Origin of the sequence: Plantibacter sp. RU18 (genome assembly GCF_050613355.1) — a bacterium.
Classification (GTDB): Bacteria; Actinomycetota; Actinomycetes; order Actinomycetales; family Microbacteriaceae; genus Plantibacter.
Map to the genome: position 1 here is coordinate 3837174 of NZ_CP159618.1, position 25035 is coordinate 3862208.

The 25035-nt window shown below is 66.0% G+C and carries 29 protein-coding genes and 1 tRNA gene; 13 read left to right on the plus strand and 17 right to left on the minus strand.

Features of this window, described 5'->3' with window-relative positions:
- Positions 1 to 41: 41 nt before the first annotated feature.
- From rplA to ABMA10_RS18260, 5 genes are all read right to left on the minus strand, one after another.
- Complete coding sequence (gene rplA, locus ABMA10_RS18240; protein WP_347870611.1) at positions 42 to 731, minus strand: 50S ribosomal protein L1; 690 nt, start codon at positions 729 to 731, stop codon at positions 42 to 44.
- 99 nt (positions 732 to 830) lie between these two features.
- The gene (gene rplK / locus ABMA10_RS18245; RefSeq protein WP_347870612.1) at positions 831 to 1262 is read right to left on the minus strand and encodes a 50S ribosomal protein L11; all 432 of its coding nucleotides are present in this window, start codon (positions 1260 to 1262) and stop codon (positions 831 to 833) included.
- A gap of 88 nt (positions 1263 to 1350) precedes the next feature.
- Positions 1351 to 2307: a transcription termination/antitermination protein NusG gene (gene nusG, locus ABMA10_RS18250; RefSeq protein WP_347870613.1), complete on the minus strand. Its 957-nt coding sequence runs from the start codon at positions 2305 to 2307 to the stop codon at positions 1351 to 1353.
- 141 nt (positions 2308 to 2448) lie between these two features.
- Complete coding sequence (gene secE, locus ABMA10_RS18255) at positions 2449 to 2721, minus strand: preprotein translocase subunit SecE (protein WP_347870614.1); 273 nt, start codon at positions 2719 to 2721, stop codon at positions 2449 to 2451.
- Positions 2722 to 2762: 41 nt separating this feature from the next.
- A tRNA-Trp gene (locus ABMA10_RS18260) sits at positions 2763 to 2835 on the minus strand.
- A gap of 242 nt (positions 2836 to 3077) precedes the next feature.
- Here ABMA10_RS18260 and ABMA10_RS18265 point away from each other — a divergent pair.
- A complete protein-coding gene (locus tag ABMA10_RS18265; protein ID WP_347870615.1) occupies positions 3078 to 3569 on the plus strand; it encodes a DUF805 domain-containing protein in 492 nt (163 codons plus the stop codon).
- A 15-nt stretch (positions 3570 to 3584) separates the two neighbouring features.
- Here the strand turns inward: ABMA10_RS18265 and ABMA10_RS18270 are convergent, their stop codons facing one another.
- Positions 3585 to 4802, minus strand: coding sequence for a low temperature requirement protein A (locus ABMA10_RS18270; protein WP_347870616.1), 1218 nt, complete (start codon positions 4800 to 4802; stop codon positions 3585 to 3587).
- A gap of 276 nt (positions 4803 to 5078) precedes the next feature.
- On the opposite strand from ABMA10_RS18270, the gene ABMA10_RS18275 reads away from it, so the two are divergent.
- Entirely contained in the window at positions 5079 to 6152 is a 1074-nt protein-coding gene (locus ABMA10_RS18275; RefSeq protein WP_431030776.1) for an alkene reductase, read from the plus strand.
- Positions 6153 to 6231: 79 nt separating this feature from the next.
- Here ABMA10_RS18275 and ABMA10_RS18280 read toward each other — a convergent pair whose 3' ends face one another.
- Positions 6232 to 7722 carry a helix-turn-helix domain-containing protein gene (locus ABMA10_RS18280; protein WP_347870618.1) on the minus strand — a complete coding sequence of 497 codons (1491 nt, stop codon included), beginning with the start codon at positions 7720 to 7722 and terminating at the stop codon, positions 6232 to 6234.
- A 151-nt stretch (positions 7723 to 7873) separates the two neighbouring features.
- Here ABMA10_RS18280 and aceA point away from each other — a divergent pair, with 151 nt between their 5' ends.
- The 4 genes from aceA to ABMA10_RS18300 all read left to right on the plus strand — a co-directional run bounded on the left by aceA (position 7874) and on the right by ABMA10_RS18300 (position 13120).
- A complete protein-coding gene (aceA, locus tag ABMA10_RS18285; protein ID WP_347870619.1) occupies positions 7874 to 9214 on the plus strand; it encodes an isocitrate lyase in 1341 nt (446 codons plus the stop codon).
- Positions 9215 to 9341: 127 nt separating this feature from the next.
- Positions 9342 to 11012 carry a malate synthase A gene (aceB, locus tag ABMA10_RS18290; RefSeq protein WP_347870620.1) on the plus strand — a complete coding sequence of 557 codons (1671 nt, stop codon included), beginning with the start codon at positions 9342 to 9344 and terminating at the stop codon, positions 11010 to 11012.
- Between the two features lie 187 nt (positions 11013 to 11199).
- Positions 11200 to 11829 (plus strand): hypothetical protein, encoded by a 630-nt coding sequence (locus ABMA10_RS18295; RefSeq protein ID WP_347870621.1) that lies wholly within the window; start codon positions 11200 to 11202, stop codon positions 11827 to 11829.
- Positions 11830 to 11890: 61 nt separating this feature from the next.
- Positions 11891 to 13120: a pyridoxal phosphate-dependent aminotransferase gene (locus tag ABMA10_RS18300; protein WP_431030777.1), complete on the plus strand. Its 1230-nt coding sequence runs from the start codon at positions 11891 to 11893 to the stop codon at positions 13118 to 13120.
- Positions 13121 to 13199: 79 nt separating this feature from the next.
- Here the strand turns inward: ABMA10_RS18300 and ABMA10_RS18305 are convergent, their stop codons facing one another.
- The 6 genes from ABMA10_RS18305 to ABMA10_RS18330 form a co-directional block, all read right to left on the minus strand.
- Entirely contained in the window at positions 13200 to 14339 is a 1140-nt protein-coding gene (locus ABMA10_RS18305) for a UDP-N-acetylmuramate dehydrogenase (RefSeq protein WP_347870623.1), read from the minus strand.
- 13 nt (positions 14340 to 14352) lie between these two features.
- The gene (locus ABMA10_RS18310) at positions 14353 to 14790 is read right to left on the minus strand and encodes a MaoC family dehydratase (protein ID WP_431030778.1); all 438 of its coding nucleotides are present in this window, start codon (positions 14788 to 14790) and stop codon (positions 14353 to 14355) included.
- Positions 14787 to 15236 carry a MaoC family dehydratase N-terminal domain-containing protein gene (locus tag ABMA10_RS18315; protein ID WP_347870625.1) on the minus strand — a complete coding sequence of 150 codons (450 nt, stop codon included), beginning with the start codon at positions 15234 to 15236 and terminating at the stop codon, positions 14787 to 14789. The genes ABMA10_RS18310 and ABMA10_RS18315 overlap by 4 nt, the downstream gene beginning before the upstream one ends.
- Before the next feature lie 196 nt (positions 15237 to 15432).
- Positions 15433 to 16011, minus strand: coding sequence for a DUF937 domain-containing protein (locus tag ABMA10_RS18320; protein ID WP_347870626.1), 579 nt, complete (start codon positions 16009 to 16011; stop codon positions 15433 to 15435).
- Between the two features lie 111 nt (positions 16012 to 16122).
- Positions 16123 to 16920: a sulfite exporter TauE/SafE family protein gene (locus ABMA10_RS18325; protein ID WP_347870627.1), complete on the minus strand. Its 798-nt coding sequence runs from the start codon at positions 16918 to 16920 to the stop codon at positions 16123 to 16125.
- On the minus strand, positions 16917 to 17507 hold the full coding sequence (locus tag ABMA10_RS18330; protein WP_347870628.1) for a histidine phosphatase family protein: 591 nt from the start codon (positions 17505 to 17507) through the stop codon (positions 16917 to 16919). Before ABMA10_RS18330 ends, ABMA10_RS18325 begins: the two co-directional genes overlap by 4 nt.
- A 103-nt stretch (positions 17508 to 17610) precedes the next feature.
- Here ABMA10_RS18330 and ABMA10_RS18335 point away from each other — a divergent pair, with 103 nt between their 5' ends.
- Positions 17611 to 18024 (plus strand): DUF6855 family protein, encoded by a 414-nt coding sequence (locus ABMA10_RS18335; protein ID WP_347870629.1) that lies wholly within the window; start codon positions 17611 to 17613, stop codon positions 18022 to 18024.
- A 50-nt stretch (positions 18025 to 18074) separates the two neighbouring features.
- Here ABMA10_RS18335 and ABMA10_RS18340 read toward each other — a convergent pair whose 3' ends face one another.
- From ABMA10_RS18340 to ABMA10_RS18350, 3 genes are all read right to left on the minus strand, one after another.
- Positions 18075 to 18368, minus strand: coding sequence for a DUF3253 domain-containing protein (locus ABMA10_RS18340; RefSeq protein ID WP_347870630.1), 294 nt, complete (start codon positions 18366 to 18368; stop codon positions 18075 to 18077).
- 96 nt (positions 18369 to 18464) lie between these two features.
- A complete protein-coding gene (locus tag ABMA10_RS18345; protein ID WP_347870631.1) occupies positions 18465 to 18755 on the minus strand; it encodes a HepT-like ribonuclease domain-containing protein in 291 nt (96 codons plus the stop codon).
- A 33-nt stretch (positions 18756 to 18788) separates the two neighbouring features.
- Positions 18789 to 18941 carry a hypothetical protein gene (locus tag ABMA10_RS18350; RefSeq protein WP_347870632.1) on the minus strand — a complete coding sequence of 51 codons (153 nt, stop codon included), beginning with the start codon at positions 18939 to 18941 and terminating at the stop codon, positions 18789 to 18791.
- On the opposite strand from ABMA10_RS18350, the gene ABMA10_RS18355 reads away from it, so the two are divergent.
- From ABMA10_RS18355 to ABMA10_RS18380, 6 genes are all read left to right on the plus strand, one after another.
- A complete protein-coding gene (locus ABMA10_RS18355) occupies positions 18940 to 19266 on the plus strand; it encodes a hypothetical protein (RefSeq protein WP_347870633.1) in 327 nt (108 codons plus the stop codon). The two genes, ABMA10_RS18350 and ABMA10_RS18355, sit on opposite strands and share 2 nt — an antisense overlap.
- Positions 19263 to 19937, plus strand: coding sequence for a hypothetical protein (locus ABMA10_RS18360; protein ID WP_347870634.1), 675 nt, complete (start codon positions 19263 to 19265; stop codon positions 19935 to 19937). The genes ABMA10_RS18355 and ABMA10_RS18360 overlap by 4 nt, the downstream gene beginning before the upstream one ends.
- Positions 19938 to 19997: 60 nt before the next feature.
- On the plus strand, positions 19998 to 20516 hold the full coding sequence (locus tag ABMA10_RS18365) for a hypothetical protein (RefSeq protein ID WP_347870635.1): 519 nt from the start codon (positions 19998 to 20000) through the stop codon (positions 20514 to 20516).
- A gap of 510 nt (positions 20517 to 21026) precedes the next feature.
- Positions 21027 to 21614: a hypothetical protein gene (locus ABMA10_RS18370; RefSeq protein WP_431030779.1), complete on the plus strand. Its 588-nt coding sequence runs from the start codon at positions 21027 to 21029 to the stop codon at positions 21612 to 21614.
- 4 nt (positions 21615 to 21618) lie between these two features.
- On the plus strand, positions 21619 to 21897 hold the full coding sequence (locus ABMA10_RS18375) for a helix-turn-helix domain-containing protein (protein WP_431030780.1): 279 nt from the start codon (positions 21619 to 21621) through the stop codon (positions 21895 to 21897).
- 679 nt (positions 21898 to 22576) lie between these two features.
- Complete coding sequence (locus ABMA10_RS18380) at positions 22577 to 23608, plus strand: DUF4365 domain-containing protein (protein WP_347870637.1); 1032 nt, start codon at positions 22577 to 22579, stop codon at positions 23606 to 23608.
- 269 nt (positions 23609 to 23877) lie between these two features.
- Here the strand turns inward: ABMA10_RS18380 and ABMA10_RS18385 are convergent, their stop codons facing one another.
- Positions 23878 to 24978, minus strand: a complete 1101-nt coding sequence (locus ABMA10_RS18385) for a CHAT domain-containing protein (protein ID WP_347870638.1) — start codon at positions 24976 to 24978, stop codon at positions 23878 to 23880.
- Positions 24979 to 25035 lie beyond the last annotated feature (57 nt).

Below are 25035 nucleotides of genomic sequence, written 5' to 3' on the forward strand. Positions count from 1 at the left end.
GGCCCGGTCGTCTCGGACGACCGGGCCTTCGTGCGGTGAACCTAGATGGAGTTGACGTCCAGCGGGATACCGGGGCCGAACGTGGTCGACACGGCGCCCTTCTGGATGTAACGGCCCTTCGAGGAGGACGGCTTGAGGCGGACGATCTCCTCGAGCGCGGTGTTGATGTTCTCCTCGAGCTGCGCGGCGTCGAACGAGGCCTTGCCGACGACGAAGTGCACGTTGGAGTGCTTGTCGACGCGGAACTCGATCTTTCCGCCCTTGATGTCGGAGACGGCCTTGGCCACGTCCGGCGTCACGGTGCCGGTCTTCGGGTTCGGCATGAGGCCACGGGGACCGAGGACCTTACCGAGACGACCGACCTTACCCATGAGCTCCGGGGTCGAGACCGCGGAGTCGAAGGACGTGTAGCCCTCTGCGACCTTGGCGATGAGCTCGTCGCCACCGACCTCGTCAGCGCCGGCCGCGAGAGCGGCCTCTGCTGCCGGGCCCGTCGCGAAGACGATGACGCGGGCGGTCTTGCCCGTGCCGTGCGGGAGGATGACCGTGCCGCGGACCATCTGGTCAGCCTTGCGCGGGTCGACACCGAGCTTGAGGGCGACCTCGACGGTGCTGTTGAACTTGGCGGAACCGGTCTCCTTGGCGAGGGCGACTGCCTCGTTGGGGGTGTAGAACTTGTCAGCCTCGATCTTCTCGACTGCGGCCCGGTAGGCCTTCGACTTCTGTGCCATGTGCGTTCTCCTATGAGAGATGTGGTCATCTGCGCCTGGCCGGCGCTGCCACGAAAGTGAAAAAGAGTGAAGGGGCGAACCCCGTACCGGAAGGGCTGCTTAGCCCTCGACGGTGATGCCCATGGAGCGGGCGGTGCCGGCGATGATCTTCGACGCGGCCTCGATGTCGTTCGAGTTCAGGTCGGGAGCCTTCTGCTCGGCGATCTGACGGACCTGCTCCTTGGTGAGCTTCGCAACCTTGACGGTGTGCGGGGTACCGGAGCCCTTGGCGACGCCGGCTGCCTTCTTGATGAGCTCCGCGGCGGGCGGGGTCTTCAGGATGAAGGTGAACGAACGGTCCTCGTAGACGGTGATCTCGACGGGGATGACGTTGCCGCGCTGCGACTCGGTGGCCGCGTTGTACGCCTTGCAGAACTCCATGATGTTGACGCCGTGCTGACCGAGGGCGGGGCCGATCGGAGGAGCGGGGTTTGCGGCGCCGGCCTGGATCTGCAGCTTGATGAGACCCGTGACCTTCTTCTTCGGTGCCATGTTTCTTCCTTCTTCTGGGGTTCGAACGCCATCGGATGATGTGCGCTCTCCCGCGCGCCCGTCGGGCGGCGGTGGACTGTGGGCGCTGTTAGAGCTTCGTGACCTGGTCGAAGCTGAGCTCGACGGGGGTCTCGCGCTCGAACAGGGAGACGAGGACCGTGAGCTTGCCGCTCTCCGGCTTGATCTCGCTGATCGATCCGGGCAAACCCGCGAACGAGCCTTCCTTGATCGTGATGGTCTCGCCGATCTCGAAGTCGACCTCGGCGGGGATGACACGCTGCTGCGTGGCGCTGCCCTTGACGCCGGAACCCTTGGCGGGCGCGGTCTCCTTGACCTCGACGAGCGACTTCAGCATGTTGAAGGACTCTTCGAAGCGGAGCGGGGTGGGGTTGTGCGCATTGCCGACGAAGCCCGTGACACCAGGGGTGTGGCGGACGACGGACCAGCTGTCCTCGTTCAGGTCCATGCGGACCAGGACGTAGCCGGGGATGCGGACGCGGGTGACCATCTTGCGCTGGCCGTTCTTGATCTCGACCACGTCTTCCATGGGGACCTCGACCTGGTAGATGTAGTCGGCGACCTCGAGCGTCGACTTGCGCTGCTCGATGTTGGCCTTCACCTTGCGCTCGAACCCGGCGTAGGAGTGGATGACGTACCACTTGCCCGGCAGGAATCGGAGTTCCTTGCGGAATGCGTCGTACGGGTCTTCCTCTGCTGCCTCAGCAGACTCCTCGTCGACCGGTTCGGCCTCTTCTTCGGAGATGGCCTCTGCGGCGGCTTCGACCTCGGACGCCTCATCGATCTCGAGGGCGTCGTCGACGACGGCGTCGGCTTCGGGGTCGACGGCCTCGGCCATCGCGTCGAGCATGGCGTCGAGGTCGACCTCGGTGTCGCCGGTCTCTTCGACGTGGACGGCGTTGTGCTCAGCGGGGTCGACGGAGTGCTCGTCGGCCGAGAGCACGTTGCCCTCCTGGGCCTCGTCGTCCTCCGAGGACTGCTCGGCAGCGGTTGCCCAGTCGACGTCGTTCGAGTTTCGCTCAGACACTGATTTCCATTCCGTTTCTGTTGTGCGGTTCGCGGGTGAACCCCGGCCGCGGCGCCAGACCATGGCGCGTGGCGACATGCGTCGCCGTCTTCGATTGTGGAGCCTGAGCGCCCGACCATGCTGCCGGAACGCTCGGAGGAACTAGCTCGCGGTGCCGAACACCAGCGTGACGACCCAGGCGAAGACCAGGTCGATGCCGTAGACGAGCGCCATCATGATGCAGACGAACACGAGCACGACAGCCGTGTAGCTGAGGAGTTCCTTGCGTGTCGGCGTGACGACCTTCTTGAGTTCGGCGACCACCTGCTTCAGGAACAGGATGATGCCCGCGAAGAAGCCGCGCCGTTCGGCACGGTCCGCCTTCGCCTTGACGACGACGTCCTCACCGGGCGTGTCGGTACTCTTCGGGGCCACTCGTTACACCTTTCGTGTGCCGGTGCATACGCACCGACTCGCAGGGCGGACAGGACTTGAACCTGCAACCTGCGGTTTTGGAGACCGCTGCTCTACCAATTGAGCCACCGCCCTTCAATGCCACACCCGGTCGGGCTTCGCATCGGAGGGGCCGAAATCGTCCGTGCTCTTCGGCATTCTATTCTCACCCGAAAGGCTGAAAACAGGCGCAGAAAAGCATGGCAGATTTCAACTACCTCCTTCAAGTGTACGGCACACTGGACCCGCTGTAAAACGCAGGCCGCTCCCCGACACCCGAGGGGTTCCCAACGGAGACCGCAGCTGGTTGGGTGGAGGGCCGAACGAGATGGGGAATCGTGAGCGAATCAGTACCAGGGCTGTCGACGACACCGCCCGTGACCGACGACCGGCCGCTGTACGGTGCGACCTTCCAGCAGGCGTTCGTCCGCTTCTGGCAGCGTTACGGCCTCTTCACCGGCCGCGCGAGCAGGAGTGAGTTCTGGTGGTGGGCGCTGGCGAACGCGATCGCCGTGGTCGTCCTGAACGTCGGCGGCAGACTCATCGACGCCGGCATCGACGGACCGGCGTGGACGGGTTTCTGGAGCGGCAATGTGACCGAGGGCGCGGCCTGGAGCGTCCAGAATGTGGCTGCCGGCGCCTGGGGGCTCGCCACGCTGATCCCGAGCTTCTCGATCGCGGCACGACGTCTCCACGACACCGATCACAGCGGCTGGTGGCAGCTCATCGTCCTGGTCCCGCTCTTCGGCTGGGCATTCTTCATCTTCCTGGCAGCACAGCCGTCGGATCGGGTCGGCGAGCGCTTCGACCAGTGGCGGACCGTCACCTGAGCCGTCGCTCGTCCGTCATGCCGCGTCGCGCTCAGCACGCCGCGTCGGGAGGAGCGTGTCCGCGAGAGCGGCGATGACGAGCACGAGCGTGCACAGGCAGCCGAGAGCGAGTTCACCGATGGCGGGCACGAGCGCCGCGACGACGACACACCCGGCGAGAGCGGTGAGACCGATGAGGTGGGCGGAGGACACACGCCGGTCGGCGACGAAACGGAAGAGCAGCAGTCCGAGCAGATACAGCGTCGGACCACCGATGATGACGATCGCACCCGACGGCTCGACGGAGGCGGCAGGCTTGTCCAGGATCTCCTTGTCCCCGACCGACACGAGCACGATGCCTGCGACGATGACGACGTGAGCGTAGCTGTACCCGTATCTCGCGAGTCGGCCGAGGCGACCGCCCTCGTCACTGGCAGCCTCGACCGCCCGACGCCCAGCGGCCTCCGTCCGGTGGAAGTACAACCACCAGAGCGCGGCCGCGGAGACGAAGGCGCTGAGGAGGGCGATGACGGCGTCCGGGGTCGCTTCGAGCTCGACGAAGGCGAACCCGGTCACGAGCAGCGACTCCCCGATCGCGATGATGATGAACAGCGCCGCCCGCTCTGAGAGGTGGACCCCCGAGACCTCCCAGCTCTCGACCCGGGAGCGCGGGACGCCCGGCAGCCGGAACCCGATCGCGCCCGCTCCGTACTCGACCACCACTGCACACACCCAGAATGCGAGCTGCCACGTCGGGTCGAGTGCGGCGCCGACGATCCAGAAGACACCGGCCACCACACCCCAGACGAGGACGCGCACGAAGCTCAGCGCCACGTCGCGGTCGTGGCGCCAGGTCGCCGCCACCATGAACACGGTCCGCAGCAGTTGGAGCACCACGTACGCGATCGCGAAAGCGAGCGCACGGTCACCGAAGGACTCGGCGACCGACACGGCCGCGACGAACGCCAGGAGCGCGAAACCGATGAGTGAGAGTCGTACCGCGAGACGTTCAGGGTCGAGCCAGTTGGTGACCCAGCTCGTCGACACCCAGACCCACCAGAGCGCCAGGACGAGGACGAGCGACTCGACAGCGCCGATCAGGGTCTGGTCGTCACCGATCAGGCGACTCAACTGCGTGAGGGCGAACACGAAGACGAGGTCGAAGAAGAGCTCGACGAAGGTGACCCGCTCGGCGCGCTCCCCGGACTCGGGGCGGCGGAGGTCTGACCGGAAGCCGAAGGGGAAGGACGCCATCTGGACATCGTGACATCCGGCAGGCGGAACGGTGGGTGGACACGATGAGGCCTGCCCGAGATCGGTGCCGACGCCTCCCCCTCGGAAGCGCCGGCACCACTCGGTGCCCACCGTGGCTGCGGGGACAAGGCCCGACGAGCACGCTCCGACTCTAGTCGATGAAGTGTCTGAACCACAAGTGACAGAAGCATTATGGAATACCGACGAGGCGAGGAGGGTTACCGTCGTGGTCCGCGTGCACCGGCGCCGACGACCGTCTTCCGAAAGGCCCACCACATGGATCTCTTCTCCCCCGTCCGACTCGGCGACCTCGAGCTCGCCAACCGCGTCGTCATGGCACCGCTCACCCGCATGCGGTCCGGAGGAGCAGGGATCCCCGGCGACCTCGTCGCCGAGCACTACAGCCAGCGCGCCGGCCTCGGCCTGATCATCACCGAGGGCACGTACCCGAGCGCGGAGTCGCGCTCCTACCCCGGGCAGCCGGGCATCGTCACGCCCGAGCAGGTCGAGGGCTGGCGGGCTGTCGCGACCGCAGTGCACGCCGCCGGCGGACGCATCGTCATGCAGCTCATGAACGGTGGGCGTGTCTCGCACACGGACATCACCGGCACCGACCGCATCGTGGCTCCCAGCGCCATCGCCATCGCCGGAGAGGTCCGCACCCCGGGCGGTGCGCGTCCGTACCCGGTCCCGCACGCGCTCAGCACCGATGAGCTCGACACCGTCCGCGAGGAATTCGTCCAGGCGGCACGCAACGCGATCGAAGCCGGTCTCGACGGCGTCGAGCTGCACGCGGCGAACGGCTACCTCCTCCACCAGTTCCTGTCGCCCGTCTCCAATGTGCGCGAGGACCGCGCCGGGGGCAGTCCGGAGACTCGTGCGGCGTACGTGGCCGAGGTCGTCACGGCCGTGGCCGAAGCCGTCGGCGCAGCACGCGTCGGTATCCGCATCTCGCCGATGAACGGCGCCGGGGACACCGCCGAGACCGACGAAGCCGACGTCCGCGCCACCTACGAGGCGCTGCTCGACGCACTCGCGCCGCTCGGTCTCGCCTACCTGAGCGTGCTCCACGAGGACCCGGCCGGCGCCCTGGTGCAGGACCTCCGCGACCACTTCGGCGGCAAGCTCATCGCCAACAGCGGCTTCGGCACCGTGACGACCCGCGAGGAGGCGATCAGGCTGGTCGACGCATCCCACGCAGACGCCGTCGCCGTCGGCCGCCTGGCCATCGCCAACCCCGACCTGATCGAGCGGTGGGCCGGAGAGCACGAGGAGAACACGCCGAACCCGGCGACCTTCTACGGCCCCGGAGCCGAGGGCTACACGGACTACCCGCGCCTCGCGGGCTGAGCAGGAGGCTGCTCGTCGTCCTCCGGGAGGGCGACGAGCAGCCGGCCCACCCCGGAACAGCCCGCCGGAATGGACCTGGTCACATGGCGGGTGCGTGCGCCTCGAGGAACTCGAAGACCTCGACCTGGTCGACCCCCGGGAACGATCCGGTCGGCAACGCGGCGAGCAGGCTCGTCGGCGTCCTCGCCGCCGGCCAGGCGCGTCCTTCCCAGCGTTCGGCGAGCGCCGGCGACGCACGACGGCAGCAGCGTTCGTCCGGGCAGTTCGAGGTGGCACGGTGCGGAGTGTCGCGGCCACGGAACCACTTCACGTGCGCGAACGGGACGCCGACGCTCACGGAGTACTCCCCCTCCTTCGCCTTCTCGATGCATGAAGTGCACCAGAAGGTGCCCGTCGCCATGTCCGTGTACTGATACCACGGGCTGAAACGGTCCTCCACGTCGAACACCGACCGCGCCGTCCAGTTGCGGCAGACCAGCGAACCCTCCACCGCACCGAGCGCATCAGACGGGAACTTCACGCCGTCGTTCTCGTACGCCTTGATGATCGTGCCGGACTCGTGCACCTTCATGAAGTGCACCGGGAGGCCGAGGTGTCTCGTCGCCAGGTTGGTGAAGCGGTGCGCGGCCGTCTCGTACGACACGGCGAACGCGTCGCGGAGATCCTCCATCGAGATCCGACGCGAGAGCTTCGCCTCGGTGAGCACGCGGACCGCGTCACGCTCCGGCAGGAGGATCGCTGCGGTCAGGTAGTTGGTCTCGACCCGCTGCCGCAGAAAATCCGCGTAGTTTCTCGGCTCCTCGTGACCGCAGAGATGACTGGCGAACGCCTGCAGGATCGGCGAGCGGGAGTCTCGGGAGGCCGATTGCTCGGTCGGCAGGTAGATCCGGCCGTTCCGTCGATCGGTGACCGAGCGGGTCGAGTGCGGCAGATCACCGACGTAGTGGAGCGAGAACCCGAGGTGCTGCGCCATCTCCCCGACGGTCTGCTGCGACACCGGCCCGCCCGCGTACCCCACGGCGTCGAGAAGCCCCTTCGCAACAGCCTCGAGCTCGGGGAAGAAGTTGTCCGCCGCGCGCATGTCCGCTCGGAGCACCGCGTTCGCCCGCCTCGCCTCCTCGGGCGTCGCGGCTCGTTCACGGTGCAGCCGGGCGACCTCGTCGTGGAGGGCGAGCACGGTGCGGAGCGTCTCGTCGGCGGTGCCCTTGGAGACGCGGATCGGGTCGATGCCGAGCGCACTGAACACCGGCCCGCGCTGCGCCCGCTCGACGGCGATCTCGAGCGCGGCGCGCTCGCTCGGCGCCTCATCGCGAAGCAGTTCGTCGACGGTGGTCCGAAGCGCCGCAGCGATCGTGCGGAGCATCGCGAGACTCGGCTCGCGGTGCCCGTTCTCGATCGCGGACGCCTGGGAGGACGCGCGGTCGATCGCGCGACCGAGCTCTTCGAGGGTGAGGCCGGCGGCGACGCGGGCGTCTCGGATTCGTCGGCCCAAGACGAGCGCATCGGCCTGCGCCACAGGCTCGTGGGCGGAAGGCGCGGTCAATGGTGAAGCAGCGGCGATGCTGGTCATACGGTTCATGCTCACACGGGCCGCTTGTTCTGGCAAACAGAAGAACCGAACTATTTCTGCAGACCGATCCGCGCCGCCGACCGCGCAACGAGCGCACCATCGTTCTCACAGCTGCACCGACCAGCAGCGATCGAGACCGACAGGAGCCATCGTGAGCAACGACGCCACCACCCCCGACACCCAGCAGGCCGACCACCGTGCCCCGCTCCGCGCGGGCGACCAGACGCAGACCGCCGCAGAGCTGCAGGAGGAGTGGGACGCCGACCCTCGCTGGGACGGTATCCGCCGCGACTACACCGCGGAGGACGTCATCCGACTGCGCGGCGGCATCCGCGAGGAGCCGACGCTCGCACGCCGCGGCGCGGAGAACCTCTGGAACCTGATCCACACGGAGGAGTGGGTGCCGGCGCTCGGCGCGCTCACCGGGAACCAGGCCGTCCAGCAGGTGCGCGCAGGGCTCAAGGCCATCTACCTCTCCGGCTGGCAGGTCGCCGCCGACGCGAACCTGTCCGGCCAGACCTACCCCGACCAGAGCCTCTACCCCGCCAACTCGGTTCCCGCGGTCGTCCGGCGCATCAACAACGCGCTGCTGCGCGCGGAGCAGATCGAGTTCGCCGAGGACGGCTCGGACACGGTCGACTGGCTTGCCCCCATCGTCGCCGACGCCGAGGCAGGCTTCGGCGGACCGCTCAACGCCTACGAGCTCATGTCCGGGATGATCCAGGCCGGAGCTGCAGGCGTGCACTGGGAGGACCAGCTCGCGAGCGAGAAGAAGTGCGGCCACATGGGCGGCAAGGTCCTCGTCCCGACGAGTCAGCACATCCGGACGCTCAACGCCGCCCGGCTCGCGGCCGACGTGGCCGGCGTGCCGACGATCGTGATCGCCAGAACCGACGCCCTCGCCGCGACGCTCCTCACGAGCGACATCGACGAGCGCGATCAGCCTTTCCTGAACGGCACGCGGACGCCCGAGGGATTCTACGAGGTCGAGAACGGCATCGGCCCGGTGCTCGCCCGCGGGCTCGCCTACGCGGAGTACGCGGACCTCCTCTGGGTCGAGTCCGCTGAGCCCGACCTCGAACTCGCCCGTCGCTTCGCCGAGGCGATCCACGAACGTTTCCCGGGGAAGAAGCTCGCCTACAACTGCTCTCCGTCGTTCAACTGGAAGTCGCACCTCGACGACGCCCAGATCGCCTCTTTCCAGCGAGAACTGGCTGCGATGGGGTACGCGTTCCAGTTCATCACCCTTGCGGGCTTCCACGCCCTCAACCACTCGATGTTCACCCTCGCCTCCGACTACAAGAAGCGGGCGATGAGCGCCTACGTCGAACTCCAGGAGGCTGAGTTCGCATCAGAAACCAGCGGCTACACCGCGACCAGGCACCAGAGGGAAGTCGGTACCGGCTACTTCGATCTGGTCGCCACCGCCCTCAACCCCGGCAGCGCCACCCTCGCCCTCGCCGGCTCGACCGAGGAACAGCAGTTCCACTGATCAGTCCCGAGCCCATCGATCGGTTCCTGAGCTTGTCAATCGGTCCCTGAGCTTGTCGAAGGGCACCTCGACAGGTTCGGCGACCGACAACCGCACACCACCGCTCTTCTCGAAACGGAGTCACACCATGAACACCCTGCTCGCCTCACCACCCAGTCCCGACACGACGCCGACGCGCAAGCCGACGCAGCTCAGCGGACCGGCGATCGAGGTCGTCGGGCGGCTCGCCGACCGCTACGACGAGATCCTCACGCCCGGGGCCCTCGCCTTCCTCACCGAGTTGCACCAGCGCTTCGCGGGTCTCCGCCACGACCGCCTCGCCGATCGCATGCGGCGTCGCTTCGAGATCGGCAACGGCCGGGACCCCCGGTTCCGTGACGACACCGCGGCGATCCGCGCGGACGACTCCTGGCGGGTCGCCGGCGCCGGCCCGGGCCTTGAGGACCGACGCGTGGAGATCACCGGACCCACCGATCCGAAGATGACGATCAACGCGCTGAACTCCGGAGCGAAGGTCTGGCTCGCCGACCAGGAGGACGCCACGAGCCCCACCTGGAAGAACGTCATCGAGGGTCAACTGGCGCTCCGTGACGCGATCCGGGGTGAGCTCACCCACACCAACGAGGCGGGCAAGGAGTACCACGTCACGGCGACGGAGACGCCCACCATCGTCATGCGGCCGCGCGGCTGGCACCTGGTGGAGAAGCACCTGCGTTTCATCGACCGTTCCGGTGCTGCGATGGCGGCCTCCGGCAGTCTCGTCGACTACGGGCTGTACGTCTTCCACAACGCGCAGTCGCTCATCGATGGCGGCCGTGGGCCCTACTTCTACCTCGCGAAGCTGGAGTCGAGCGAGGAGGCGAAGCTCTGGGACGACGTCTTCACCTTCACGGAGGCACAGCTCGGGCTGCCGCACGGCACCATCCGCGCGACGGTCCTCATCGAGACCCTGCCAGCGGCGTTCGAGATGGAGGAGATCCTCTACGTGCTCCGAGACCACTGTGCAGGGCTCAACGCCGGACGCTGGGACTACATCTTCTCCATCATCAAGAACTACCGCGGTCGCGGAGCGCGCTTCGTCCTCCCGGACCGTAGTGAGGTCACGATGACTGTGCCGTTCATGCGGGCGTACACCGAGCTGCTCGTGCAGACCTGCCACAAGCGGGGCGCACATGCCATCGGCGGCATGTCCGCGTTCATCCCGAACCGGCGTGACCCGGAGATGACCGCTCGCGCCATCGACAAGGTGTCGGCCGACAAGCGTCGGGAGGCGGGCGACGGCTTCGACGGCACCTGGGTCGCTCACCCCGACCTCATCGCCACCGCGCAGGCCGAGTTCGACGCAGTCCTCGGTGAGCGCCCCAACCAGCTCGACTGCCTGCGTGAGGATGTGTCGGTGACCCCGGCTCAGCTCCTCGACGTCCACATCGGCCGTGCGGTCACGGACACCGGACTCCGGGACAACGTGTCGATCGCGGTCCGATACCTCGATTCCTGGCTGCGCGGGATCGGCGCCGCCGCGATCGACGGCCTCATGGAGGATGCGGCGACGGCGGAGATCAGTCGCTCGCAGATCTGGCAGTGGATCCACCAGGATGTCGCCACCGACGACGGACAGCGGATCACCCGTGAGCGCGTCGAGGGCATCCTGGAGGATCTGCTCCACTCACTCCCCCGCACTCCGGAGGACCGCTTCGACGACGCAGCCGAGCTGTTCCGCGAGGTCGCCCTGCGCGACGAGTTCCCGACGTTCCTCACCGTCCCGGCCTACACCAGGTATCTCGTCGACCTCCCGTGAACTCGCTTGCCGCCCACAACTCCTGCTGGTCGCCCGATGGAGGGGCACCGACCCCGTTTTCCAGGCTCGGTAGCCATCCGTCGCTTACGGCCGCAGGAGTTGTGGGCTGCTGCGACGTTCACAGCAGCCCGAACGACGATGCGGCTCATCTCGCGCGGCGGGACGGCTCCCGCGTAGAGTCGGTCGTATGACCAACATCGCGCCGCAGGCCACATCCCCCGAGTCGATCGTCGTCTCAGGAGGCATCGCGGCGTCGGCAGGTGCACCGCGTTTCTGGAGTGCGTCAGGCCGATACGGGGCATCGCTGATCGCCGTCCTGCTCGGCGGGTATCTGCTCATGCGGACACAGCTTCCCATCGCCATGCTGCAACCCGCCGAAGCGACCGAGATCATCTTGTCGCTCGTCCTGCAATTCGTCACTGCGGCCGCCGTCCTCCTCGCCGGCGCACTGCTCGCACCTGCGACTCTCGCTCGGCGCCTCACCGCCATCATCGTGATCGTCGCGGCATTGGGCGCCCACATCATCGGTTCGGCCACGGTCAACATCGCGACGCCGACGCTGCTCGTCTACACGGCGCTCCCGATCACTACCGGGGCCTTCATCGCCACCGCCGTCTGGTTGATCGTTCGGGGGCGCTCCTGGCCGACACTCAGCCTGCTCGTCGCCTTCGCGGCAGTCCCCTTCCTGATCGAGCGGCTGAGCTACACCGGATGGACCGGTATCGTCCGAGACGAGGTGGTCCTCGCGACCACAGCAGTCATCGGGATCGGTCTGGCCTGGGGAGCCGCCGCGGTGGACGGCAGACGAGCGCGATAGGCAGCTGACCGTCGTCAACACATACTGTGCAGGCGATGCCGTGTTCGGTACGCTCGGAGTCGTGCCTGAATCGACTCCCACGCCCCGTCTGTCCACGAAGATCGCCGCGATCGCCGAGTCCGCCACCCTGAAGGTCGACGCGAAAGCGAAGGCGCTCCAGGCTCAGGGCCGACCGGTCATCTCCTATGCCGCCGGCGAACCCGACTTCCCCACCCCCGAGCACATCGTCGAGGCCGCGCTCGTCGCCGCCCGCGACCCGAAGGCGCACCGGTACACGCCGGCCGCGGGGCTCCCCGACCTCCGGGCCGCCATCGCCGAGAAGACGCTGCGGGACTCCGGGCTGGCCGTCGACCCGAGCCGCATCATCGTCACCAACGGTGGCAAGCAGTCGGTCTACGAAGCGTTCCAGGTGTTGCTCAACCCGGGCGACGAGGTCATCGTGCCGACGCCGTTCTGGACGACCTACCCCGAGGTGATCGCACTGGCAGACGGCGTCGCGGTCGACGTCTTCGCCGATGCCTCGCAGAACTACCAGGTCACCGTCGAGCAGCTCGAGGCCGCGCGCACGCCGCGCACGAAGGTCCTCCTGTTCGTCTCCCCGTCGAACCCCACCGGCTCCGTCTACTCGCCCGAACAGACGAAGGCCATCGGCGAGTGGGCCCTCGAACACGGCATCTGGGTCATCTCCGACGAGATCTACCAGAACCTCACGTACTCCGAGGGTGAATCCGGCGAGGCGGTCAAGGCGCTCTCCATCGTCGAGGCCGTGCCAGAACTCGCCGAGCAGACCCTGCTCGTCAACGGCGTCGCGAAGACCTACGCGATGACCGGTTGGCGTGTCGGTTGGACGGTGGGCCCGGCCGACGCGATCAAGGCGATCGGCAACCTGCAGTCCCACCTGTCCGGCAACGTCAACAACATCGCCCAGCGTGCGGCGATCGCGGCGCTCACCGGCCCGCAGGACGCCGCCGAGACGATGTGTGAGGCGTTCGACCGCCGCCGCAAGCTGATCGTCAGCGAGCTCAACAAGATCGACGGGCTCCAGACGCCCACACCGCAGGGTGCGTTCTACGTCTACCCCGACGTCTCCGCGCTCCTCGGGCGCACGTTCGGGGGCGTCACCCCGACCACCTCGCTCGAACTCGCGGACCTCATGCTCGACCAGGCCGAAGTCGCAGCCGTCCCGGGCGAGGCTTTCGGGCCGTCCGGCTACCTCCGCTTCAGCTACGCGCTCGGCGACGACCAGCTCCTCGAGGGCGTCCAGCGCCTGCAACGCCTCTTCGCGTCCTGACCCGCGCGTTCGTTCGCCCAGGTATGGGCGAACGAACGCCCGCTCGCACCGACATGGGCGAATGGAACGCGGCGTCGCGTCAGATGGCGACGCCGACGACCACCGGCTCCGGCTGCAGCAGGATCCCGAACTCGGCGTGCACCCGCGCCTGCACGAAACGCGCGAGCTCGGCGATCTCCGCAGCCGTCGCACCGCCACGGTTGGTGAGCGCGAGCGTGTGCTTCGCGGAGACGGCAGCCCGCGAGTGCGGGAGCGCGTACCCGCGACGGATTCCGGCTCGCTCGATCAGCCACGCGGCGGAGAGCTTCGCCAATCGGATCTGCGGAGCGGGACGTGGCGGGTTCACCACGTCGCCGAGCGCGAAGACGTACTCGGTGTCGTCGTCCGACGGTGGGTCGACCGGCCACCACGGCGGATTGCCTGGCAACGTGCGCGCAACGTGCTCGGAGACGATGGGGTTCGTGAAGAACGACCCCGCGCTCGCGGTGTCGGGGTCTGCTGCGTCCAGCACCATGCCCTTCGACGCGCGAAGAGCGAGGACGGTCGTCCGTACCTGAGCCAGAGCGACACGTTCGCCGAGCTCGACGCCGAGCGCGAAGGCGAGCTGTTGGTATGCGATCGGGGCGGCCAGCCCGTCGACGCCCACGTCGTCGAGGTCCAGCACGATCGCGACGACGACGCCGGTGCGTTCAGGCTCCCCACCGCCGTGGCGCTTCAGCACCGATGTGCGGTACCCGAGGCCGAGCTCCGAGGCCGACACTCGCACGAGCTCATGGGTCTCCTCGTCGAGAAGGTCGACGGCGACGAGGGAGGAGACGACCTCCTGGCCATACGCGCCGATGTTCTGGACGGGTGCGGCCCCCGACGACCCGGGGATTCCCGACAGCGCCTCGATCCCCGACCATCCGTGCTCGACCGTGTACGCGACGAGGTCGTCCCAGCCCTCGCCTGCCTGGACCCGGATCCGGACCCGGCCGGGCGCCGCACCGTCGAGCCGCTCGATGCCACGGTTCGCCACGTGGATGACGGTCACGTCGAGGTCTTCGTCGCCGATGAGGAGGTTCGACCCTCCGCCGAGCAGCAGCCACGGCTCTTCCGCGCGCCACACGTCGAGCACTGCTGCGACGAGTTCGTCCTCGCTCGTGCACTCGACGAAGGCTGCGGCAGCGCCACCGACCCCGAAGGTCGTGTGGTCGCTGAGACGGATGGCGTCGGTCATGGTCCTCCGGGCGTCAGGCGAAGCTGACGACGAGCTGCGCCTTGCCGAGCACTGTCTGCTCGGCGAACGTCACCGTGAGATCGATGCGAACGGTGCGGGCCTCATCGTCGACCTTGCCGGCCTTGGCGATGATCTGCAGCGCAGCGCCGTGCTCCGGGTCGACGGCGACCGGACGGGTGAAGCGCACCTGGTAGTCGAGGACACGCGCTGGGTCACCGATCCAGTCGATGACCGGTTGCGCTGCGATGCCCATCGTCAGCATGCCGTGTGCGAGGACGCCGGGGAGGCCGACGGACGCTGCGACGTCGTCGCGATAGTGGATCGGGTTGAAGTCGCCCGAGGCGCCTGCGTAACGCACCAGGGCGTCGCGGTTCAGCTGCACGGTGCGTTCGGCGACGACATCGCCGACGGCGGGCAGGGCGGGAACCGTGGTCGGCTGCAGTGTGCTCATTTTTCGTCCCCTCGCACCACGAGCGTCGACGTCGCTGTGACGACCGGCTCACCGGCGGCATCGGTCATGACCGAGTCGCAGGTGACCATCGAGTGACCGCCGAGCGACTTCACTGAGGTGACGGTGAGCTGCGCGGTGAGCTCGTCGCCCGCGACGATCGGGCGGTGGTGCACGAACCGTTGGTCGCCGTGCACGACCCTGCTGAAGTCGATGCCGGCATCGGGAGCTGCGAGCAGCTGCTCCAGCGTGCGCTCCTGCACGACCACGGCGAAGGTGGGTGGCGCGACCACGTCCGCGTGGCCGGCCGCACGAGCGGCTTCGGGATCGAGGTTGATGGGGTTCGTCGCGAAGACGGCCCGCGAGAACTCGCGGATCTTCTCGCGTCCGACCAGGTACGGGGCGACGGGCGGGAAGACCTGGCCCGCCAGTTCTGGGTTCACTGACACGCCCTCCAGCCTACCCGCCGCCGCCGGAGCCCGTCAGGGTCCGCACGCGTACCGCATCCGGCCCGGCTCTTCTCCAACGAGTTCCCTCCACTGACCTGTCTCAGGACGGCGTCGGCGAGTCTGGACGGGAGGCGCCGCGCAGGCGACAACACGCCGCAGCCATCCTGAGAAAGGTCGATGAAGAGGACGGAGAAGGTCAGCGCTTCCCGCCGCCGAGGAGTCCGCCGAGTCCGCCCAGCAGGTCCCCGAGTCCGCCACCACCGGAACCGGAGCCGCCTCCGCCGAGCAGTCCACCGAGCAGGTCCCCGATGCCTCCGCCACCCGTCGCCGCCTTCGAAGCGGACTCGGTCGCCTCGCCGGTGGTCTTCGGCGTGAACTGCTTCGCGAGGAAACTCAACACGATGGGTGCGAGGATCGGCAGGACCTTGCCGATGAGCTCGGGGCTGATGCCGCCGGCTGCAGCGGGCTTCGTTGAACCGAGCGCTGCGACGACCTCAGGCTTCTTCGCGCCGAAGACGTTGTCGACGATCTTCTCGCCGTCGTCCGTGTCCACGTCGTCGAGCGAGACGCCGCCTTCCACGAGCGAGGAGCCGTGCCGTTCGACGGCCTTCGTGATCGAGTCGGCACCGCCGTCCTTCGCGTTGGCTGCAAGGCCGCCGACGAGAGCGGGCAGCGCCTGCTTCACAGCTGCTTCCGCCGTCGCACTGTCGACGCCGAGCTTCTTCGCGATGTCGCCGATCGGCAACGTTCCCAGGATGTCGTCCAGGCTGGTCATGGCACTCCCCTCACGGGCCGCCCCGGTGGCGGACTCCCACGGCCCGAGGGTAGTGCCGGGCGTGCGTGGACCGCCAGGGGTGGCGCGCGTGACATCCGCGCGCAACGCGGGTCATGGTCGCTTGAGCGCCTGCAGGACCATGCGGATCGCGATGACGATGAGGAAGGCGGCGAAGAGCAGGTTGCCGACGGACGGCGGGACGATCGAGGCGACGATCGCGCCGAGCGCCGTGGTCGTGCACGCTGCGACGCCGATGATCGCCGCGGCCTTCAGATCGACATTGCCGCGACGGACGTTGCCGATCGTTCCGGAGATCGCTGTCGGCACCATCATGAGCAGCGACGTGCCCTTCGCGATGAGGTCGCTCGCGCCGAACAGCAGGATGAGCATCGGGACGACGACGACGCCACCTCCGATGCCGAGGAGGCCCGAGAGCACGCCGGTGAGGAAACCCAGGAGGATGAGACCGATGATCGTGCCGACGCTCAGGTCGATCTCCGCAGCGCGCGACGGGACGATGAGGAACAGCGACACCACGACGACGAGGATGAACCCGATGAATCCCCACTGCAGCGCGCGCTTCGGCAGTTTCGCCAGGAGGTAACTGCCGAGCTGGGCTCCTGCGATGGCGCCGATCGCCAGCAGGATCGCAGACACCCAGTCGACCGACCCGTTCACGGCATACGAGATGACACCGACGAGAGAGGTGGGGACGATCGCTGCGAGCGAGGTCCCAGCGGCGATGCGCTGCCCGAAGCCGAGCAGGAACACGACGGCCGGCACGATGAGGATGCCACCACCGACGCCGAACAGACCCGAGAGGAAGCCTGCGATCAGGCCGATGCCGATGAGCCAGGCGATACTGACCGCCGGGCGGAGGGACTTGCCGGTGAGGTCGTCGCCACTCACCGGGCGCTGGACCCGTTGAGCGCGGTCTCCAACGACGGCGTCGTGCGGGACAGGCCTGCCTCCACGAGCGACCAACCGTCGGCGGCGAGCGCGATGGTGGAGATCGAGCAGTTCTCGAGCGGAGCGATCGCCGATCCGGACAGGTGGCTCAGCGTGAGACGGATGAGTGTTCCATGGCTGACCACGAGGACGTTCTGGTCCGGGTAGTCGCGCGCGATCGCCTCGATGCCGCGGAGCCCACGCTCGATGACCGACTCCTCGGATTCGAGGTTCGGGTACTGGTTGTCCGGCCAGTTCTCGCGCACGATCTCCGCGGTCGCGCCCTCCGCGTCGCCGTAGTGGCGCTCGACGACATCCGGGTACACCGGGCCGAGCTCGAGGCCGAGCTCGTCGGCGATGATCTGAGCGTTCTCGCGGGCACGGCCGAGGGGCGAGGAGACGATGACGTCCCAGTCGCCGACGAGCCGCGGAGCGACCGTCGCCGCCTGCTCACGGCCGGTGTCGTTCAGGGGGATGTCCGTTGTTCCCTGCAGCCGTCGTTCGAAGTTCCAGGCGGTCTGTCCGTGACGGATGAGGGCGATGGTCATGCCTCAAGCCTAACTGCCATCCATGGCGGGGTTCCCGGCGCGAGAGGATACTGAGGGCGAACGGCCGGTGTCGGTCGGGCACGGGACGACGAAGGAGCACATCATGGTCGACGGAACCGGTACGAAGGAGTCGCCGTGGGAACTCATCACGGCGCCCGGCAGCTCTGCGTACACGATGTACCGCGATGACGAGGCGACTCCGCCCGCCTTCGTCTGCCAAGTCGGTTCAACCACGCTGAAGTACCATGCGAGCGCCGTCGACGACCTCCACGCCTGGCTGCTCGAACAGGGTGATTGGGTGCCGCTCGGAGCCGCCGACGAGAAGAAGTCGGCCGCCGATGGCACCGTGGAGGCCTGGGGCCGCGCGGAGGACAACCCGGTCGGCGGCTGGTACGGCCTTCGCAACGGCTACCGCGGACGCTTCGGCATGTATCTGCCCCCGCTGCTCGAGGCCCTCGGACTGGCTGAGCTCACCCACGACGCCCGGAACAACCGTGTCAAGGGCATCGCCGGCTGAGGCCGGTGTCCGCCCGAGCGGTGATCCTCCAGCGTTCAGTCCTCCAGCATTCAGTCCTCCCGCGTCCAGCGGATCCTGATCGGGCCTCGCACTACGAACGGATCGACGACCTCGCCGCCCTGCGTGATCTGTACTCGTCCGTCGCCGACGAGCCGACGTGCCACGCGACGGGTGTCCTTCATCAGGTCGCGCCAATCGTCGCCGCCGATCGCCCGAGCGACGTCGGAGGGGCAGATGGACGACGTGACGGCCCGTTCGCCGAGCAGTCGGAGCATCGTCGACTCGATGGCCGCGTCGTCAACGTCGGCGACCGGCGGAGTGCGCTGAGACGCTTGGTCGTCCATGCGTCCAGTATGCGCCGAGGCAGGCTCTGAGCACGCGCGAGGCCCACTGTTCGTGACCGGCCGACGCGAAAAAGAGATGTTCGGCCCCTCGACGAATCAGGCGAGCAATTCGTCCGTCAGTCGGAGCAGCGCAGGAACTCTGACGCTGGCCGCTGCCCAGACGACGCTGTCGTCGACCACGGCATACCGGTGTGCGAGGACGTTTCGAAGCCCGGCGATGCGCGGGAGTTCAGGAATCCCTGCCGCCGTCTCACCATCGGACTTCCGGAGGTTGTTCAACGCCTCGCCGATGATCTCCAGCTGCCGCTCGACCGCGGAGCGGCGAAGATCGTCACTGAGATAGGACGACTCGTCCGGCCCGCGGTGAATTCGATCACATGATGGCATGCGTTTCGCACGTCTCACAGGAGGGACGCTGACTCAGGCCGCATACGATTCCTCAGCACCCGCGACGGCCGAGGCTTCGAAATACGGATTCTGCACGGCAGAGGTCATCACCAAGTCGACTCTCCGTCCGAAGAGGGCCTCCAGCTCCTCGCGCCGGCCGAAGTACGCCTCGAAAGGATCGCTCATGCCTGAAACGAACTCGCACGACAGATCTCTCCGAGCGCTTTCACGTCGATGGGGATCCGGACCGTCAGAGGTGTTCGAGGAGGCGACGACGGACTACGCACTTCCTCTCCCGGCGGGTATCGCCTGGCCTGAAGCTCTCCCCGACGAGATGCTCGCGAAGAACGTCAAGATGGAGGAGGGCGTGCCCAAGACGACCGCCCTGTTCTATTGGCTCTGCGCGTGGGAGGACAACTACCTGACGGCCGAGAAGGGCGGCGACGAGGCGCAGCAGGCACAGGCGTTGAAGATGATTCAGCAGATTTCCCGACGCTCCCCGACTACATGACGTACGTCGAGGATCCGGAGAAGGGATGGATCAGCGACGTCGTCGAGCCGGCGCTGAAGGGTGACTCGAGCGGCATCGTGAATGATGCGAAGAACTGTGGGTATTTCTACGAACCAGTAGCCTCGAATGACATCCCTCGCCGTGCGGGCGGGTGGTTCACTACCCGCCCGCACGGCGAGGCCGCATCACAGCAGGGGGAAATCGTGAGCAACCCGCCCGTTCGGCGCCTCGCCGTCGTGTCCGCAGGAGTCGTCCTCGGCGTCAGCCTCGCCGGCTGTACCCCAGCGTCGTCGCCTGAGCAGACGACCACGCCAGGCGGATCCAGTTCGGCAGTCGCGACCGCCACGACCTGCGGCGCTGTATCCGTCATCTTTGCGAACCTCCAGAGCGCCGACTCGGACTTCAGGGCTGGCCGCATCACGGAGGCAGAGTGGGTTTCCATGACCAACCTAGCCAAGACAGATTTGGACGGCATTCACATGTTCCGCGACTGGGGCCTCCAAGACGAACTCAGTGGGCTGACTGACTACATGACGACTAGTGAGGCGCTGCCGTCTGGCGCACAGTTCGACTCGACAACCGATGAGTTCGGTGGGCTCCAGAACGACGTGCGAGACGCCTGCGAAGCTAACGGCTCGCCGGTCACAACCTTCGCGACGTCGGGCGGTTGAAGACTCTGACGCTGCCGACGATGTGATTCTGTTGGTAGCGGCGCCAACAGGAGCATGCCCATGAGAACGCGCATCTGGCTGTTGTCGTCGGTAGCCATGGCCCTCGCGCTAACGAGCTGCAGTACCCAACCATCCGCAGACGATGCGGCTCACCGCGACCTCGCCCGGGCCGCATCCGAACTGCGAGACGGAATGGCCGAGCTGTCGAAGTCATACGACACTGCCGAACTCGCCGTGGCAGCGGTGAAGGCCGGCGAGACCTCCTTCGGCTCGACACTCATCGGCCAGGAAGGTCAAACTCCCCGCGCCCAGCGAGGTGCCATCGTCTACGCAGTGAAGTTTCAATCGGACGAAATTGAGATCAAGGCGATCTTGCAGGGTATTGGGGTGACTTCAGACTGGACTGGCGAGGACCGCTCGCAGGTATACATCTGCGTTGTCGCGACTCAGGCGACAGGCGCTGATCAAGTCAAGGTCGAGGAGACCGATTGTCCTGACGACGTTGTCTCCGTTACGGCAGGAGGTGCAGCCTCGACCAAGGCGGCCTCCATCGACGACCTCGGCTTCGAGCGCCCCTGAACGAGTTGCTCTGAATCGCCTAGTTGACGGTCAACGACTCAGGTCGCGGTTCTAAGCCGCAGAAGGCTGGTTTCGGACGTGCGACCCGCCTCGACCCATCTCCGCCGAACTTCTGAGTCCGCGTGAAAGTTGTCCAGCCAGGCATGCGCCACAACACAAGTGCTCCCGAAAAGGTATGCGGTCTGTTCCTCGGCAATCTGATTGGGCAGGATGAACCGCTCGGCGTCCGGCCCAACGTACATTCCGAGAGCCGACATCACTGCGTGTGCTCGACCGGACAGCTGCGAGTAGATCTCAGGTGTTACGCCACTTTCATCGTGTGTCGCGGGGCGCAGGAGGTCTTGCACCATCGTCTGCACGGTCGGCATTTCCAGCCCCCCCCCCCCCGAGACCCTGTCCATCGCGAGAACGGAGGTACTCGCGGCGCTTGAGCAGCTCCTCTCATCTCAAGCGGAACAACTCAAGCGGCTGCGCAAGGAACTGAAGCAGCTCGACGCTCAGGAGGAACGTTTGGTCGATCTTGCCGTAGATGGTTCTATCGCAACTGGCAAGCTACGCGATCGTCTCAAAGACGTTCAGATCCGGAAGAACCGAATCCGCGACCAGCTCGGCTCCACCGACGAGGAACTTCGCACACGGACCGACACTGTACTGGCCTACCTCGATGTCCTTGAGCGCCCCGAGGCGCTGTACGTTGGCGCCTTGGACTCCATCAAGCGACAACTGCTCACCGCGTTCTTCAGGCGAATCTGGGTTGACGACGATGATCACCAAGCAGGGGTTGCTGTCGAGCTCCAACCGCTTCTCGCGGTCGTGCGCGATTCAGCCATCGCCACGGCGCAACAGAAAAGCACCGGAGAAATCTCCGGTGCTCATTCTGTTGAACAGCTGAACCGTTATCTTCAGGTCATTTGTTCGAGTAACGCAAATTTGGTAGACCCTACGGGCTCACATTCGAAACAATTCGTTCACCCTGGCACCAAGGCTGGATCGCCTGCAGTTCCTGCTGAAACAGCGAACTTCGAGCCTCTCAGTGCCTGGTCACGTCGTGCAGCCTACGCGTTTGAGTCGCCGTCTCTCCCCCGAGCTTGTGACTGAGATCGTGGACAATTACGAGGCAGGAATCACGACGACCGCGCTCTGCGCCGAGTACTCGCTCTCGAAGGGCGGCCTGCTGAAGATACTTGGAGAGAGAGGCGTCGAGATGCGCCGCCAGTCGCTCGATGCTGAACAACTGAACGAAGCGATTCGGCTCTACGAGACCGGGCTCTCGCTGCAAGCCGTGGCGACTCGGCTCGGCGTCAGTTACAACTGCGTTCGGCAGCGGTTCGTGAAGGAGTTGGTGCCTCGCCGGCCACGAGGTGGAAGCTATACGCGCTAGGGAGACTTGTTCCGTTTTTCGTCGAGCAGCGCCATCTGGTAGAGCGCGTCGGTCTCGGGTCGCCCTTCTTCCGCAGTGGCAGAGACGCTGGCATCGTCGCCAGCCGCGCATCGTTCGCGGCCACCTCGCTGAGTGGCCGTGCGTAAGCCTTGCCTGCTCAGTTGGCCGGCGACGGGTCCTCAGCGGTCACTTCGCGTCGATGGGCAAGAGCTTGCTCGTCGGTCAGAGGTTCAGCGAGACGGAAGAACCCGTGCAGCTCCCACTGCTCTGTCGCTCGTATCAGCGTGAGCTCGTACCCATCTCGCTCCCACAGTCCGACGAGGTAAGCCCGTTGCTTCAAGTACGTGGAATCGGTGAGTCGTAGCATGTGTGCGGTTGACTATGCACTCCTGAAAGATTGCGGTCGAGAGGATTGTGCTTGTGGAAAGATCGACACCGTAACCACGGTTCGAGTCCCTCGCGGTGATCCGTCACTGGCGCATTGTCTATACATCGACTGTCCGAGAGGCCACGATACCGAATGTGGAGTTTCTGCGATACCTTGATGTGACGGAAGCTCCGGTCATTATCAGGCGCGGAAAGCGAGGAGCACCGTCAATGGCAGCTTCAGAAACCAAGCAAATGCGATGGGAAACCCATGCCTCGAATTAGCGACGACGACGCTCTCGAGCAGCGTTACATGGCAAAACTTCGAGGCAACCTTGCCGAGAGAGGAGTGGCGGTTGAATATCCACTTGATCGGGCTGCGATTGACGTTGGCGTGCATCTCTGGGTAGACGTTGACGGTGCCAAGCAGGTCGTCGGCGCTCGTGTCTGGTTTCAGGTGAAGGGCTTCCACGATACGACCGTGGCAAGGGTCGACTACGACGAGGCTGATGCAATAACGACGCCATCGATGGAGATGGATCATGTTCGCTACTGGTACAACGCGCCCGAGCCGGTCTACCTTGTGCTCTACATCGAGTCCGCTGATGCGTTCTTAGCAGCTGACGTTCGTGACCTCGTGGACAGGCGCGGAGGCTTGGCCAAGGTTGCGACATCAGACCAGAAAACGACCACCTTCAAGATTCCCAAGACGAACACACTGGAGCATGCAATCGCCGGCATGCCGCGGCATCGATCCATGCGTATTGACGGACCGGCTTGGAGAGGGAGGCCGCTAGGTCATGGTATCGATCCACTCCGCAGTGCTCTTGCACCCATGCCGCGAGAACTTTTCATTGACATTGTGAACGGAATCCTCTCAGCACAGGACTTTCGTCTCACGCCACCGGTCGAAACGGTAAAGAGCCACCTGTCGGCGAACAGCCCGACCGTTCTTCGCGGGCGGATGTACCTCACGTATGAGTGGGTGCTGCCTATGACCACGGAGTTTGGCTTCGACGCGGGGACTGACTTTCGAATCGAGGGCGCGCCGCTTCATGCCCAGGGTGACGTGCTAGTAGTAGTCGATCCGGTAGGAGATGCAACACTGGAGTCAATTGACATCGACGCGTTCGCGAAGGCGGCTGCCACCGACCGCGTGATCGTGATGTCCAACACTCTGTTCACCCCTGCGCAATTCGGACAGTGGTTCGCAGGCCTTCGAGAGAAGGGTCTGCGGTGCGAGCCGCAAGATCTGAGTAGCTTGACATTCAACGTGCTGACCACAACGAACGTCTTCTTGGATTTCCACGACCGTCTCGCATTCGACCACGTAAATTATCTCTGATCCGATAGAGAAACGAGCCTTCTGGACGCCTAGGGCAATTCGCGATGCCTGGCTTTCTGCTCTCCAGTGGCATACGCCCTAGCGACCTCGCAGCATGGGAGCTGGCCGACCTGTGGATGAGTTTTCGCACCGGTACATCCGACAGAGGTAGGCCGTCTATCAGCTGAGAGGCAGCCGGGTCGTCAGCTGGAAGTCGCTCCGAATGGAGTTGGGCTGGCCTCGTCTGGATCGACTCTCGGCAGGGCTTAAACGGAAACCAACGCCCACCGTCACTGAGGCGGCGTGACGAGCACGAGCGTGTCAGGGTCGAGGTCATCCCGGGTACGCAGCTGGGGAAGATCCGAGCCATCCAGCGCGGCCGCGATCATCCGGACCTTAGCCTGTTCAATTGCCATCGACAACGACTGCGCGGATGCAATGGCCGAGTAGAACGCGGACGCGAAGACGATCGCGGACGTATCGTCGATGCTGTCCGACATTCCGATTACGGCGGGGACCGTCCGCAGTACGTCATCGGCGCCCGCCAGACTTTCGCAGGCGTTCATCACGAGCAGGCGGGGCGGGTCATCGGTCGCGCCGAGTACTCGGGCGAGCAGAGCAAACGCGACGTCAGCGCCGTCTTCGTCGCCGGCCTCGTTCTCCATCAGCAATCCGTCAGGACCTGCGTGGCCGGAGAAGTGAATGATGTGAGGTCGATGGTCGTTCAAGCCATCGAGCAGATCATTTATGGTCGCGGCGGGTGCGTGATCGACCTGCACGAGATCACGGTACTTGGATCTGCGCAAGGCCTGACGGACCTGGCGAACCTCCTGGTCAACCCGAAGCCAGGTGCCGTAGCGCTGTTCACTGCCATCCGGAGCGGCGATCGTCTGCTCGGTGGCTTCCGGGTTGGCAGTCAAGTAGAGAACCCGCAGAATCTCGGGCTGCGGTGGACGGACCTCTACGTACCGGACCTCCGCAACGGGCGAGCTGAGCCGTGAGATCTCTCGTGCATGGGCTCGCTCGTCTTGCCGCCGTCGTGAGTCTGTCTGCTTCTGCTTACTTTCGGCGCTCCGGCGCTCGCTATCCTCAGCTGAGCGCAATGAAGTCGTCTTCGTCGCGATCGACTTGTCGACCGCAGCCAGATCCTTGCGGGCTTTGGCAACCTTGCCTTCGGCGGCGACCACCTTCTTGTCTTCGCGTTCAGCACCTGAGAGCGCCGATCGGATGGTCGAGGCACTCTTCGAGCGTTGCGCCTGATCTCGCTTCTTTCGAGCTGCTTCTCGCGACGATGCCGCATCCTTTTCGGCTTTGGCAACGTCGGAGGTCAGTGTTGCCTTACGGGCCTGTGCCCGCGCGATTTCCGAACGCAGTGTGTCACTTCGCGCCATCGGGTGGACTCCTTACAACTGGTCGGATGCGTGGGTCCGCCACACTCACCTGAAGCG